The organism is Legionella sp. km535, from assembly GCF_003990085.1.
GTDB lineage: Bacteria > Pseudomonadota > Gammaproteobacteria > Legionellales > Legionellaceae > Legionella > Legionella moravica.
The window spans coordinates 18,509-33,971 of the sequence record NZ_RZGU01000030.1 but is presented as its reverse complement, the minus strand read 5'-3'; the positions used below and the strand labels follow the sequence as shown (position 1 = coordinate 33,971).

Below are 15,463 nucleotides of genomic sequence, written 5' to 3'. Positions count from 1 at the left end.
ATGTGCTGGATTTAAGACAATGGCGTCAACAGTCGGCTGCAAATGACGTGCAACGCTACGGCGGTTTGGGTGGTTTAACTTTTGAGGGAGAACCCGGTATTGGTAAGTCCGAGCAAATAAAGCAAACGTTAATCGCTCGCGGATTTAAACTCATGTCCAGAAACTCGGTGCCGGCTCCTGGTGAACACCCCATGTATGTTCTTCCCATCAGTATGTCTGCTACGGATAAGGAAGCGCTGTTACTTAAGGCTTTTCATGAGGGAGCAGTTGTGGTCATTGACGAGATTAATAGTTCTCCGATGATGGAACATTTATTGAACAGTCTTCTTATGGGTAAAACCCTGCAAGGAGATACACCCGATGTTCCAGGATTTTTTATTATTGGAACGCAAAATCCCATCACCCTGTCCGGTCGCCGCGCACCCAGTACTGCCTTATCCCGGCGGATTATTACGGAAGAACTGCCGCTTTATTCCAAAAAGGAGATGCTGAATATTTTAATCAATGAGGGCGTGAAAGAGAATGTTGCTGGCGACATGATTAAGGCCTTTATGAACAACAGACAAAGAGCTGAAAAAGAACGGCTTCTTCCTGGTCCAACATTCAGGGATTTACTCCGCCTTGCTCAACGCACTGTGAACACTAATGCCAAAAAGCGTGAACGAGTTGATGCGCGCATCGAACATGCGGAAGCAAAAACTAAATGTGCACGACAAACACAGGGAAGACAACACGTTTCAAGTACGAGTTCGAGTAGTGCTTCCAGCTCAAGCGCTGTTTCCAGTTCAGGAAGCAGTTTTTTTAGCGCATCAAAACGTACTGATAGAGGATACGATGTCGATGAAGATTTGGCCAGGATAATGAAGCGCTGATTTCTTGTATTCGAGTGCTCTTGCCGTGAAGTCGGTGATGAATTATCAACACAACTTAGGCGGTAGCCAGATAATCTTCACCGTACTGCTCAAGATAATCATTGTAATTACCCAGGTAATTCTGTACTCCATGTTGTTCAGTGAGTACCAATACCCGGGTTGATATACTGTCAATAAAATAGCGATTATGGCTGACAAACAATACGGCGCCTGGAAAAATCTGAATCGCTTCAATCAAGGCATCGATCGACTCAAGATCCAGATGGTTAGTTGGCTCATCAAATATAAGAACGTTATGTCGTTCCAGGATTAATTTTGCCATGATAAGACGAGCGGACTCTCCTCCACTTAACATTCCAATTTTTTTATCTACATCAGAGCCGCGAAATAATACCTGCCCCAATACTTTCCTGATTTCCTGAGAGGAAGCGGCTATCTGATCTTCCATCCATTGCAATACCGTTTGCTCAGGGGCTAATTGAGTACGATAATCCTGGGCAAAATATCCAATACTAACAGTATCATTCCACTCAAACGCCCCTTGATCCGCATCCAGCTGATTTAATAAAATTTTTAATAAAGTGGATTTACCAATCCCGTTTGGTCCGACGATGGCGCATTTATCACTACGCTGAATGGCAAATGAAACATTTTTTAATAAAATTCGCTCATCAAACTTCTTATGAAGCTGTTCTACGCTGATAACTGTTTTCCCGGAAGGTCTTTTCTGATGAAAATTAAAATACGGTTTGAATATATTGGACTCCTTGATTTCCACCAATTCAATCCGATCTATCATTTTTTGCCGGGAGGCGGCTTGAGCGGCTTTACTTGCTTTTGCTCCAAAACGATCAACAAATCCTTGTAAGGCTTCAATACGTTTTTCCTGATTTTTTAACTCACATTGTTTTAATCGTAAACTTTCTTCCTTTGCGTTACAGAATTTATCATAATTTCCCGGATAATCGAGTACGGTATCGTAGTCAATGTCGAGTATATTGGTCGAAAGATTATTGAGAAAACTGCGATCATGGGAGATAAATATCAATAATCCTTTAAATTGTGTTTTCAAAAACTCTTCAAGCCAGGCAATAGATACGATATCCAGGTGGTTGGTCGGCTCGTCCAGAAGCATAATATCCGGTTGTTGATAGAGTACTTGAGCTAATAAGACTCGTAACTTATATCCTCCTGATAAAGCACTAAGGGGGCCATAATGAAATTTTTCAGCAATACCCAAGCCTAAAAGCAACTTTCTCGCAATCGCCTCTGCTTCATAACCATTCTGGTTCATAACGATTTCTTCTAATTCACTGAGTCGATATCCATCAGCTTCAGTGAAAACATCCTTAGAGTATAATTGCTCTTTCTCAACCAGTGCATCCCATAGAGTGGAGTTTCCACGAATGACCACATCAATGAGTCTGTCTTCTTCATAGCGGAAATGATCTTGTTTTAAAATCCCAATTTTAAGACTTTTAGCTTTTTCGACCGAACCATTAGAGGCTTGTTCTTCTCCTGCCAATATTTTCAAAAAAGTAGATTTACCGGTACCGTTTGCTCCGACAACCCCATAACGCTGGGTAGGCAATAAGATTAAGTCCACATTTTGGAATAATGATTTAGGTCCAAACTGCATACTGATATTTTTAACTTCTAACATCTGCCCAGCCTTGTTTTGAGTGAATGAGCAAAACATGCTCAATAAGTACAATTAATTGGACAAGTTTAACACTAAACAGATATTTTTGCACTGTAATTAAAATAAGATGCCATGGTTAGAAAAATCGACTCTGATTCATCATTCAAATTAAAGTTATTCCCAAGGCGGTCGAAAACGATGATGAAAACCAGAGGCTGTTGGTGACGTTTGATACAACATCAGCTGGATCTGTCTGTTCACAAGGAGAGAATTTAATGAAAACTGTAAATTTAGTGTTGGCAATAACCATAATGACATTGAGTTTCAATGCAAGCGCCAACTGGTTATGTATTGTCAATGATGCAAAAGGGAAGGTATTCAACGGTACAGGTTCGGACAGAGCGTCAGCCCTTGGTACTGCGATGGAGCTGTGCTCAGAAGGATCTGAGTTTGCCAAAAATTGTGTGGTTGTTCAATGCACGCAGCAGTAATTTCATCGACAGTACAATGAGGTTGAGTCATTGCTATCGCTCAACCTCACGTGTTGTGTTTGCCCCCCCTCCTGATCTCTATTGAAACAAGACTTAAGCACGGGTTTATCAATTTTCTTCGCTCTACTCGCTCACTCGCGAAATGCATCATCGGTATAAAACGATAAGATGGCGATTAACGAAAAATTTTGGTACTTTCTCAATGAGCCAGAGCAATCAAATCCAAAATATCTCCAAATTGAGGAATTCCAATGTCAGATTCTGATGTGACCACCACCATTTTAAGCAAGCAGGAAAAGAACTGGATTCTTGAGCAACGATTTACTCGAATTACGGATCACAAAGAAGTTTTGATTTATCCAATGGGCGCTGAGCGTTATTTGTTCTCGATATTATCAGGAGCAAACACAGATCGTTACCATCTTAAGCAGGACATAAAACATAAAAATATCCTGATTATCCCAGGTTATGGCAACAGCAGCTTTATTTTTGCCGAAGCCGGAGCACAATCTGTCACGGTTTACGATAAAGACCCTGTCACTATAGCCTGGATGAAAGCTTATAAAAAATATTATCATTATAGGGAATATGACGAACAGGGAACCCCCTACCCTTCGGTTGGTGAACTGTTAACCGCCCTTACCCTTTGGTATCCACCTGTACTGAAGCTACCTTCGGGAGGAATTGCTCTTCGCATTCTTTGGCTTCTGAATCCCCGGGGGTTACGTCGTAAATATCTTTTGTACATCATAACGCTGGTTCGCAACGCGATTCGAGCTAAAGAGAACAATCGATATGAATTTGAAAAAAACATCAGCTTTTATGCCGGTGAATTAAAAAACCTGATGCACACTAGAAATAAACCTGTTTTTGACACTGCCTTTGTTCCCTACTTACTTGGAGTGAGCAATGGAATAGAAAAAGCCGAGGATATTATCGGGTTTATCAAAGAAATTACCCAATTGGTACCCCAAGGTAAAGTTCTGGTAACACCGACCCAAAAGAGCAAAGAATTTTACTTTTTAGGGCAAACTTATTTCATTACTACTGATTACCCATCTATTGCATCCATACCCGGACTTGAAGGATTGGTTATCAATGAAGACAAGGAGTGGTTCAGGACCCAGGGTCTGACTGTATTTGCTAATCAGGAAAAGACCATAAAATCAGTTCAATAGCGTCCTGTTGATCTTTATAAAAACCTCAAAAATAAATAAGATCAGTTTGTTAAACTGATAATCATTACAACATCGACTATACCACGGCTGTCCCATTAAAAATATGACGTCTTTCCGAGCGTAGCGAGGAATCTCCTGCAAATTGGCACAATCTGAATTAATGCATTAATTATCATTACCTTTTAAACTCCTTGTTTTTACAAGGAATTTAATGATGTACATCAGAAGATGTACCTGGATTTTTATATCATTTCGACACGCTCGAAGATCCAGGAATTGATAGAAAGAAATTGTATCCTTTAACGGAACTATTATTTTTTGAACAGGTTAAAAAATACCAAAAAGAAATTTAAGGATATGAGTATTAGGCACCTGCAGAAAAAGGCTGGCTGGGGAGACTCAACTCTTGATATGATTTTAATGGCCGCATTGTAATGGGATCGTGCAACCTTGCAGGAGATTCCTCGCTACGCTCGGAAAGACGTCATATTTTTAATGGGACAGCGGTGTCGACTATACTGTTTCTAAAGTTTTGCATGTGGTAATATGAATATTTTTGGAAAAACCAAAATGGCAGTAACAATTAAAACACCTGATGAAATTGAAAAAATGCGTGTCGCAGGTCGACTGGCAGGTGAAGTTCTGGAAATGATTGGGCCTCATGTAAAAGAAGGAATCAGTACCGAGGAACTGAATACCTTATGTCATGATTACATCGTGAATGTGCAAAAAGCCATTCCTGCTCCATTAAATTACAATGGTTTTCCCAAATCCATTTGTACCTCGATCAACCATGTGGTTTGTCATGGAATTCCGGGTAAAAAAACCTTAAAAAATGGGGACATCATTAATATAGACATCACCGTAATTAAAGATCATTATCACGGTGATACCAGCAAAATGTTTCTGGTTGGCGAACCATCCATCAAAGCAAAACACGTAGTCCAAATTGCTCATGACTGTCTGTTCATAGGAATTGACATGGTGAAGCCTGGAGTACAGCTTGGAGACATTGGCCACGCGATACAGCAATATGCCGAAAAAAACCGCTGTTCTGTCGTTCGCGATTATTGCGGTCATGGAATTGGCCGAGTATTTCATGAAGATCCGCAAGTACTGCATTATGGTGTGCCTGGTACCGGTATGAAGCTGGAACCTGGAATGACTTTCACAATAGAGCCCATGGTCAATGTTGGGAAACACCATACTCGATTATTACCCGATCACTGGACCGTAGTGACAAAAGATCATAGCCTTTCTGCACAGTGGGAACACACCTTGCTAGTCACAGATAACGGTGTAGAAATTTTGACTCTGCGTAATGAAGAACGATAATCGCACAATTAAAAATATAATTAAACAGTTCAAGGACGAACTGTGCAATGAATTCAGACAAAAAGCCAATATTGTTTCCATAACTCGCAAATTGGCTGCATTTATAGATACCCTGCTCATCGACCTGTTTACTAAAAACCAAATGGACCAGGGAGAACATTTTTGTTTACTCGCCCTGGGCAGCTACGGTCGCAGGGAGCTTCAACTGCATTCCGACATTGACTTGCTTATTCTGCATACAGAACCTCTCTCCAGTGACCAATTACACAAGGCACAAACCTTTATTCAGGATTGCTGGGATGTAGGTTTAGAGGTCAGTCATCAAATAACCAGTGTTCATTCCTGCGCTGAATTAGCCAGCAAGGATTTAACCGTTATATCTACCCTTCTTGATATGTTCCTGATTTGCGGCAAAGGAACATTAATGGAGGAGTTAATTTATCAAATTCATCCTCTCCATATGTGGCCAAGCAATGAGTTTTTTTACGCCAAGGAGCTTGAGCAAAAAAATCGCTATGCAAAATATGGCGAAACAGCCTATAACCTTGAACCGAACATTAAATATGGCCCTGGAGGTTTAAGAGATCTTCAAGTGCTCCTCAGTATTGGTAAGCGTCATTTCAATATTAAAAAACTGGCTGATGGTATTGGCTATGGATTTATTTCAGAAAAGGAATATGAAAAGCTTATGTACTGCCAACACTTTCTCTGGAGAGTCCGTTTTGCTTTGCATATGCTGGCAGAAAAAGCAGAGGAACGCTTATCCTTCGATTTACAGGTTAAACTGGCACAGGTTTTTGGTTACCAGGATCAACCGCATTCGTTGGCAATCGAACAATTTATGAAGGATTATTTTAAAGTTATCAAACGTAATCGCGAATTAAATGAAATGCTCCTGCAATGGTTTGAAGAAACGATTGCGCATCATCAAAAACAAAAAATAATTCAGCTTGATAATGAATTTCAATTATCCAATAACTACATTGAAGTGCGCCACACTCAGATATTCAAACATCGCCCCTATTCCATTCTAAAACTCTTTCTCTGGATAGCAAAACGTCCCGATATCGAAGGCGTAAGAGCCAGTACCATTCGATTAATCCGCGAGTCTCTGTTTTTATTGAATAAACGATTTCGAGATTCGCCTGAATCGACGCAAATTTTTATGAACATACTCCGGACAGGTAACGATCCCTACGAAGCATTACAACGAATGAACCGATACGGTGTATTAGCTCATTACCTTGATTGCTTCGCTACAGTGACCGGTCAAATGCAGTACGATTTATTTCATGTTTATACGGTAGATCAACATACCCTCTTTGTTATTCGTAATATCTCACGATTTACACAAGATGCCTTTACAAAACAATTCCCACTGTGCGCTAAAATTATGCCTACTTTGGATAAACCTGAAATTTTGTATTTAAGCGCTTTATTTCATGACATAGCCAAAGGCAGAGGTGGAGATCATTCGGAATTGGGAGCTGTTGAGGCGCAGTTATTTACCGAAAGACACCAAATCAATAAAGAAGACAGCGATTTATTAATATGGCTGGTACGATATCATTTATTAATGTCCCAAACGGCACAACGTCAGGATATATATGATCCTAAAACGATAGAACACTTCTGCCAACTTCTCCCTCATCCAAGGTATCTGGATTATTTGTATTTACTGACCGTCGCCGATATTTGTGGAACCAACCCTACACTTTGGAATGCTTGGAAAGATTCATTATTGAAAGAGCTTTATAATGCTGCCAAACACATGCTGCTTAAAGAACAAGAACTAATGGATGAAACCGAGCTCATTAATACCCGGAAACAGCTAGCCAGGGAGCTGTTGCTTTCAGAACACATTTCCGATGATTCCATTCAACAACTGTGGAGTCAGTTTAAAGGGAAATATTTCCTCCATGAATCCCCTGAGGTCATTGCACGGCATACCAAAGCAATTTTATCCTGTACAAAATTTCCATTGGTTATCATCATGCCGCATCATAGCCAGGGAGGAACTGAAGTATTTATTTACACTCCTCATCGAGATGAACGCTTTACCATCACCACCACGGTTCTAAGTAATCATCATGTAACCATTCAGGAAGCAGCAATTACAACCTGCGACAATCAATTTGATTTGGATACCTATATTATTTTAGATGAAAAAAACCAGGCATTTTTTAATGAAGAACGCTCCAACGATATCCAAAAAGCTTTATGCGTCCACCTCGCAGATAAAGAACATCTTCCCCCGCTTGCGCGAAAACGACTCTCCAGAGTACTCGCTCACTTTGATATCAAAACACAAATTAACTACAGTGAAGACAATTTGAATCATCACACGCGCTTATTCCTGGTCACCAATGATCGTCCTGGTTTGTTGGCAACCATCAGTAGAGTATTTCTTAGCTTGAACATCCATTTGCATAATGCAAAAATCGCAACTGCTGGAGAACGAGTAGAAGATATGTTTTACATTACTAACCAACAAGGTCAACCATTATCTAACGAAGAAAAAGAACAGCTAAAGCAAAAATTAGTTCATGATCTGGCCAGTGCAAAATAATGGTAACTCACCACGTTATCCGGAGCGGAGAGAGCGATTTCAAGCAAATGAGTGCGCTTTTGCGTGCAAGTATTTTAACCCCCTCTCCGTAAACCCTCTCCCCACGCGTGGTGGAGAGGGGATTTGAACGTGAGAAGTTACAAATAATGAAACGGGATGATAAATCATCCTCTCAGCGACATGTTTTAAAAAAATCAGATAATAAACTGGAACACTCATGCTGCATAACTCCTTCGTCTATTATCACTTTATGATTTAAAGGATAACCTTGAAGAAGATTAAATACAGATCCAGCTGCTCCGCCTTTAAAATCTCTCGTTGCAAAGACCAAGCGTTTGATGCGTGCCTGTACAATAAGACCCGCGCACATCACACAAGGCTCAAGCGTAACAAACAGGGTAGTATCCATGAGCCGATGATTTTTAAGCTGTTGAGCGGCTTGTCTTATGGTTAGGAATTCCGCGTGATCCGAGGGATCATGACTTTTTTGCAGGGCATTTCTACCCACGCCCAATAATTCATTATCTTTGCTCACCAGTACGGCGCCAACAGGTACTTCGCCCTCCGATTGAGCAAGAAGTGCCTGTTCATAAGCCATGTGCATCCAGAATTTATCGTTCATTCCCATTCAATAGTTGCAGGAGGCTTACCTGAAATATCATAGGTGACACGAGACACCCCTACTACCTCATTGATAATGCGATTAGATACTGTGCCTAAAAAATCCCAGGGCAATTGGGACCAATGAGCCGTCATAAAATCTACAGTTTCTACGGCACGAAGGCAAATCACATAATCATAGCGACGCCCATCACCCATAACACCGACGCTTTTAACTGGTAAGAACACAGCAAATGCCTGGCTGACTTTATGATACAGATCGGCCGCATGAAGTTCTTCAATAAAGATGGCATCGGCCTGACGCAAAATGTCTGCATATTCTTTTTTGACTTCAGCAAGTATTCGTACCCCTAAGCCCGGTCCTGGGAAAGGATGTCGATACACCATTTCATGTGGCAATCCTAATTCAAGGCCCACCTTACGCACTTCATCCTTGAATAATTCGCGTACTGGTTCTAATAATTTTAAATTCAAGGTTTCTGGCAGTCCACCCACATTATGGTGAGACTTAATAACCACTGATGCTCCATTGGTGCTTGTAGCCGCGGACTCAATGACATCGGGATAAATAGTTCCCTGGGCAAGCCAACTGACGTCTTGAATTTTTTGAGCTTCTTCGTCAAAAACCTCGATAAACGTTCTGCCAATAATTTTTCTTTTTTCTTCTGGACACGTGATTCCCTTAAGCGCGGATAAAAACTTTTCTTCTGCATTAACCGCGACAATATTTATTCCCATATGTTGACCAAACATGGTCATCACTTGTTCTGCTTCGTTAAGACGTAACAAACCCGTATCAACAAAGACGCAAATTAATTGCTTGCCTATCGCTCTATGCAACAAAGCAGCAACAACAGAAGAGTCAACGCCGCCAGATAAACCAAGGAGAACCTTTTCTGCGCCTACCTGCTTTCTGACTTTAGTTATTGCTTCATCAATAATATGACCTGCGGTCCAGGTAGTTGGTGCCTTGCATATATCAACAACAAACCGTTGTAAAATGCGCAAGCCTTGTAAGGTGTGGGTTACTTCAGGATGAAATTGAAGTCCATACATCTGTCGTGATTCATCAGCCATTCCAGCAATAGGTGCATTACGCGTTTCACAGATTATTTTAAAGCCAGGAGGTAATTGAGTCACCTTATCTCCATGACTCATCCAAACATCCAGGAGCGCCTCTCCTTTTTCTGAGGTGCGATCTTCAATATGTTCAAACAATTTGCTTTGACCATGCAGGCATAACTCAGCATAGCCAAACTCTCTGATAGAAGACGATTGCACCTCGCCTCCGAGTTGTACGGCCATTGTTTGCATACCGTAGCAAATACCGAGTAGAGGCAAACCGGAAACAAACAGCCATTGTGGCGCTCGTGGATTAGCATCATGCGTTACTGTCGAAGGACCACCAGATAAAATCACGCCACAAGGATCAATCTGCTGAAATTGCTCCTGAGTTATATTGTACGGATGTATTTCACAATAAACTCCCATTTCACGAACTCGACGTGCAATTAACTGAGTGTACTGAGAACCGAAATCCAGTATGAGTAAAGGACGTTGTTTTAAATCAATCATGATTAATTATCCACCTGATAATTAGGTGCCTGCTTGGTGATGCTCACATCATGGACGTGTGACTCACGCATACCCGCATTGGTAACCTGGACAAATTCTGTTTTGGTATGCAACTCATCAATGGTAGAACATCCCGTATATCCCATACACGAACGTAATCCACCCAGTAATTGATGTATTATTGTCTGTACCGGCCCTTTGTAAGGTACCCGCCCTTCAATTCCTTCAGGAACCAGTTTTTCTGCACCTTGCGACACATCCTGAAAATAGCGATCGCTGGAGCCTTGTGCCAAGGACATCGCTCCGATAGAGCCCATTCCTCGATAACTTTTATAAGTACGTCCTTGATATAACTCAATTTCACCTGGAGATTCTTCAGTTCCTGCAAACATTCCACCCAACATCACAGTATCTGCCCCTGCAGCCAGTGCCTTACATACATCGCCTGAAAAGCGAATCCCGCCGTCAGCAATAACGGGTATGGCTCCTTTCAGTTCATTAGCTACATTGGATATCGCGCTTATTTGCGGCACCCCAACTCCGGTCACTATACGAGTTGTGCATATAGAACCAGGGCCTATACCTACTTTTACTGCATCAGCACCGGCTGCATATAAATCACGAGCAGCGGCAGCTGTAGCGATGTTGCCACCGATCACTTGCACATCCGGAAAATGTTGTTTAATCCATTTCACCCGATTTAATACTCCCTGAGAATGCCCATGAGCAGTATCAACAACCAGAACATCAACTCCTGCCTCGATAAGTGCTTCTACGCGCTCATCAGTACCATCACCAACACCAACAGCAGCCCCAACACGTAACTGCTCTGAACCGTCTTTACAGGCATAAGGATTATCTTTAGCCTTTTGAATGTCTTTAACCGTAATTAAACCTCTTAGTTGAAATGAATCATTGACAACTAAAAGCTTTTCAATTCGGTGCTTATGCAACAAACTGCGTACTTCTTCTCTACTGGCACCTTCTTTAACGGTCACCAGTCTTTCCTTGGGCGTCATTACCTGTGCTACAGTCAGAGCCATATTCGTTTCAAATCGAATGTCGCGGCTTGTTACAATTCCAACAAGATTTTGACCATCAACAACTGGAACTCCCGAAAAATTATATTTGGTCATTACATCAAGTAATTGTTTAACAGTTACATCGGGGGTTACTGAAATGGGATCTTTGACCATACCGCTTTCAAACTTTTTAACACGTCGCACTTCTTCAGCCTGCTCATTAATACTCATATTTTTATGAATAATCCCTATGCCGCCTTCTTGGGCCAGAGCAATAGCCAATCGTGCTTCTGTAACAGTATCCATTGCAGCAGAGAGCAAAGGCATGTTCAAATTGATTGAACGTGTTAATCGGGTATTTAAGGTCACGTCTTTAGGTAAAATAAGGGAATGGGCGGGTACAAGTAAAACATCATCAAAAGTCAGAGCTTGCTGTACGATGGAAAGAGCCATGGTGTTCTCACTCCAGTAGTTAAATTAACCGAATAGTTTACTCCATTTGTAAAAAAAGTTAAACATTTAATTCATAAATATTACATTTTATTATGAATTTCAGGTTTAATTCTGTTTAAATCTCTTGACATCTTGAATTAAAGATTGATTAGCGTGTACACTGTTGGTTAAATATTGTGTTGAATCGAATAATAGGAAGGGTTCAGCGTTGGCTAAAATAATAGTAATCACATCAGGTAAAGGCGGAGTAGGCAAAACTACTTCTTCTGCGGCTATTTCTTCGGGTCTTGCTTTATTAGGGCATAAGACTGTGGTAATAGATTTTGACATTGGTTTAAGAAACCTGGACATCATCATGGGTTGCGAACGCCGTGTAGTATATGACTTTGTTAATGTCATCAATGGCGAAGCAAGCTTGAATCAAGCGCTTATTAAAGACAAGCGCGTCCCAAACTTATACATTCTACCTGCATCGCAAACACGCGACAAAGATGCATTAACCCTTCAAGGGGTAGAAAAAACATTAAACGAATTAGCAAAAGATTTTGATTTCATCATTTGTGATTCCCCTGCCGGAATAGAAACTGGCGCCTTGATGGCCATGTACTTTGCTGATCATGCAATCGTTGTAACCAATCCGGAAGTATCATCCGTGAGAGATTCTGATCGCATTTTAGGCATCTTAGCCAGCAAAACAAAACGAGCGATTGAAAACTCAACCCCCATTCAGGAGCACCTCTTATTAACCCGCTATGATCCAGAGCGCGTTGAGCGTGGTGAAATGCTTTCTGTCAGTGATGTGAAAGAAATACTGGCGATTCCATTAATTGGAGTAATACCTGAATCAAAATCAGTTCTTAAAGCATCCAATACAGGCACACCAGTAATACTTGATGAAGCGAGTGATGCCGGCATTGCCTATCAGGATGCTATAGCACGCTTTCTCGGGGAAGATCGACCAATGCGCTTTATAAGTAATGAACGTAAAGGATTACTGCGTCGCTTATTTGGTAAAAACAAGGAGGAAGTAACAATATGAGTATTTTTAATTACCTCCGTAGAAGAAACTCTACCGCATCCGTTGCAAAAGAACGTCTTCAAATCATTATTTCTCATGAGCGTTCTCAGCGTAACACTCCAGATTATCTGCCTAAACTGCAAGAAGAAATTCTTGCGGTTATTGCAAAATACGTACATATTACCCGTGATCAGGTCAGTGTCAATCTAGAGCGTATGGGTGATAATGCCGTTCTGGAATTAAATATTACAATGCCGGATGTTACAGAACAAGCTTAATACTATTAGACTTTGTTAATTGATACAGTTCATAGTATCTAATTAATATAAAATAAAAATTCAAATGATATTAAGCTGCTTCAGGCATACTTTTATAATAATCATCCATGTACAAAATTATCCTTCATAATAATTTAATCATAGAATCAATATAACTCTAATTTTAGAATCTCAAAATTTCTTAAAAACCATTTACCCACACATATGGTCTTCTGCATCCTGAAATATCAATGATAAAGACATTAAACAACGAAAACTATGCTACAGTATTTACCATATTGTCTAAAATAACCAAGAGGCCTATCCTGCATGAAATTACGAGATTTAATCAAGACTTACCTAAACTCGTCTTATGAAAAACAGGATGCTCTTATTTATATTGAAAAGAATTCAATTGATACTGTTATTCCAAACGAACTGGTCAGATTTATCGATAAACTTAGTAAAAATAAGCCAATAAATAACGATGAGTTTCAAAAGTTCTCTCAGCAACTGTCATCTCTGGATGACTCTGAGAAAAATTGTATTATTCATTTACTTTTTAGAATCACTTCAAATACTTATGAACAGCATAAGAGTGAAATCGAAGAGGATATTAAGAGCCTGGAGAGTAATTTAATTACAGGAAAAAAACTGACTCAACATTCAATAAAAAATGCTACGAAGTACATTGGATTATTAAACTGCTATCAACTCTTTGCTCATCATGTTTCTATCAATGCAGGTAATAGATTTGTTTTTTATCCTGCGATTCAATCATTTGAACGTTCTTTTTTTTCCTATGCCCTACCCTTTACTATCAATGCACTGCGATTAGTTGGAAAAATGCCGATCACTAATGATTTCAAAGGCATTGATTTAAGCAAACCGTTTTATCCATTACATTTGGAGGTTGTTAAAAACGATAGAACTCCATTAAAAAAAGGTGTTAAAAATAGTGATGAATATTTCCCATATAAAATGATCAGTAAAATTGCCAAAGGAGATACCGGGGATAATACATTCGTGGCTACCAATGGTAAAAAAATATTATTTATCCGTGGAGTAGAACGTTATTCTCCTAATGCTATTTTAGCCTCAAAAATTGCGACTTTGGTAAGTCCTACTCATTTTTCTTCAGAGCGATTGCTTGATAACCATTTAGTTGGTTCCAGAGGAATACCTGGTTATGCTGTCTCAGTAGCTGATGACAGCATTCGTGAGGCGAGAAAAAAATACATCGAGCAAGAAAAGAGAATTTTTCCTGGCACAGGCATTATTGACGAAGTGACCAATTTTGTTCGTGAAGGAGATCCAAACATTGAAAACTATGGATTATCTTCTCAAGATGTTTATCAAAGCCATTTAACAAAAATTGATTTTGACTTTTGCAATGTTACTTCAAAAACGTCCAAAGAACACTACGAAAGTAATATATTAACATACCACGGAGGAGGAATTTATCGTACCGCTTCTCATATACAAAGTAATCCCGAATACATCAAGGAAAAACTATTTGCTCGACTAAAACTGGCTATGCTTTCTCAAGAATTGTTAAGCTCACTTGCAAATAAAGCTTATTCGCCCGGGGATGAAGATAAAAGAATGAGAGCAGTTGATGAATGCACGAATAGAAGCACTATTGCACTAGATTTATTTTTTGAACATCCTCATGCCCATACTTTTCTACACCAAGACCCATCAATTTTAGACCAATGCTTTCATCAAATTGCTGAATATATATCGTCTCACTTTGAAGAAGAAGATCAGGAATTATTGCAACTCTCACTAAGAGAGCGAGTTGAGTTCATCAAGACTAAAGCGAAAGAAACTTTAGATATCAATTTAACGCTTACCGAGTATGAGCCTATAAAGCCAGAAACCCATGAGAATTTTGATTTAATTGATGATGAAACAATAGAGCGTCACATTGAACTCGATCTAATTGAAGAGTTCCATAAATCAGAGTCTGTGGTCACACCAAATCAAAGTTCATTTTTATCACGTAATTGGATTAAACTATTAGGTGTAGCCATATTAACCATGGTTGGAGTTGGTATTGGTGTGACTTTAACTGCTACGGGTGTTTTTGCTCCTTTAGGTATTGGGATAGCAGGATTTAGCCTTGCAACAGCGGTGGGTTTGGGTGCAGGATTACTTGCTGGCGCGGCTATTTTTGGCACTACAATAGCGTATGATGAACATCAATTTCGCACATCCCGCAATAACGAGGTTGCAGCTAAAATTGGCAACGTAACACCAAGCCCCAGCGTTCAAAAATTGATTGAAGAAGTAAACGCAGACAAGAACAAAATCGATAAGGGATTTGCTAGAGTAGAAAATGACTTATTGAAAATCAATACAACAGCCACTGATCACGATCAGCAGTCTATTATATCCAATACAATGAAGGGCTGTTGACCATTACAC

11 protein-coding genes and 1 pseudogene are annotated in these 15,463 nt (G+C 40.1%); 8 read left to right on the top strand and 4 right to left on the bottom strand.

What is annotated here, in order from left to right; genetic code table 11:
- Positions 1–872: pseudogene (locus tag ELY21_RS15660) on the top strand (hypothetical protein); the annotation flags it as partial.
- Positions 873–927: 55 nt separating this feature from the next.
- On the opposite strand, the gene ELY21_RS14295 reads toward ELY21_RS15660, so the two are convergent.
- Complete coding sequence (locus tag ELY21_RS14295; RefSeq protein ID WP_127110564.1) at positions 928–2,535, bottom strand: ABC-F family ATP-binding cassette domain-containing protein; 1,608 nt, start codon at positions 2,533–2,535, stop codon at positions 928–930.
- A 254-nt stretch (positions 2,536–2,789) separates the two neighbouring features.
- On the opposite strand from ELY21_RS14295, the gene ELY21_RS14290 reads away from it, so the two are divergent.
- From ELY21_RS14290 to glnD, 4 genes are all read left to right on the top strand, one after another.
- Positions 2,790–3,005 carry a hypothetical protein gene (locus tag ELY21_RS14290; protein WP_127110562.1) on the top strand — a complete coding sequence of 72 codons (216 nt, stop codon included), beginning with the start codon at positions 2,790–2,792 and terminating at the stop codon, positions 3,003–3,005.
- Between the two features lie 251 nt (positions 3,006–3,256).
- Positions 3,257–4,183 (top strand): ABC transporter permease, encoded by a 927-nt coding sequence (locus ELY21_RS14285; RefSeq protein WP_127110559.1) that lies wholly within the window; start codon positions 3,257–3,259, stop codon positions 4,181–4,183.
- A 570-nt stretch (positions 4,184–4,753) separates the two neighbouring features.
- Positions 4,754–5,518: a type I methionyl aminopeptidase gene (map, locus tag ELY21_RS14280; RefSeq protein ID WP_127110557.1), complete on the top strand. Its 765-nt coding sequence runs from the start codon at positions 4,754–4,756 to the stop codon at positions 5,516–5,518.
- Positions 5,505–8,087, top strand: coding sequence for a [protein-PII] uridylyltransferase (gene glnD, locus ELY21_RS14275; RefSeq protein ID WP_127110555.1), 2,583 nt, complete (start codon positions 5,505–5,507; stop codon positions 8,085–8,087). Before map ends, glnD begins: the two co-directional genes overlap by 14 nt.
- Before the next feature lie 172 nt (positions 8,088–8,259).
- Here glnD and tadA read toward each other — a convergent pair whose 3' ends face one another.
- Genes tadA through guaB form a run of 3 tightly spaced genes read right to left on the bottom strand, consistent with a single transcriptional unit; the run spans position 8,260 to position 11,758 of the window.
- Positions 8,260–8,709, bottom strand: coding sequence for a tRNA adenosine(34) deaminase TadA (gene tadA, locus ELY21_RS14270; RefSeq protein WP_127110553.1), 450 nt, complete (start codon positions 8,707–8,709; stop codon positions 8,260–8,262).
- Positions 8,706–10,283 carry a glutamine-hydrolyzing GMP synthase gene (gene guaA / locus ELY21_RS14265; protein WP_127110551.1) on the bottom strand — a complete coding sequence of 526 codons (1,578 nt, stop codon included), beginning with the start codon at positions 10,281–10,283 and terminating at the stop codon, positions 8,706–8,708. The genes tadA and guaA overlap by 4 nt, the downstream gene beginning before the upstream one ends.
- A gap of 2 nt (positions 10,284–10,285) precedes the next feature.
- Positions 10,286–11,758: an IMP dehydrogenase gene (gene guaB / locus ELY21_RS14260; protein ID WP_127110549.1), complete on the bottom strand. Its 1,473-nt coding sequence runs from the start codon at positions 11,756–11,758 to the stop codon at positions 10,286–10,288.
- Positions 11,759–11,966: 208 nt separating this feature from the next.
- Between guaB and minD the strand changes: the two genes are divergently transcribed.
- The 3 genes from minD to ELY21_RS14245 all read left to right on the top strand — a co-directional run bounded on the left by minD (position 11,967) and on the right by ELY21_RS14245 (position 15,454).
- Positions 11,967–12,797: a septum site-determining protein MinD gene (minD, locus tag ELY21_RS14255; RefSeq protein WP_127110547.1), complete on the top strand. Its 831-nt coding sequence runs from the start codon at positions 11,967–11,969 to the stop codon at positions 12,795–12,797.
- Positions 12,794–13,054, top strand: coding sequence for a cell division topological specificity factor MinE (gene minE, locus ELY21_RS14250; RefSeq protein ID WP_028383410.1), 261 nt, complete (start codon positions 12,794–12,796; stop codon positions 13,052–13,054). The genes minD and minE overlap by 4 nt, the downstream gene beginning before the upstream one ends.
- 309 nt (positions 13,055–13,363) lie before the next feature.
- Positions 13,364–15,454 (top strand): hypothetical protein, encoded by a 2,091-nt coding sequence (locus ELY21_RS14245; RefSeq protein ID WP_127110545.1) that lies wholly within the window; start codon positions 13,364–13,366, stop codon positions 15,452–15,454.
- Positions 15,455–15,463: the final 9 nt, after the last annotated feature.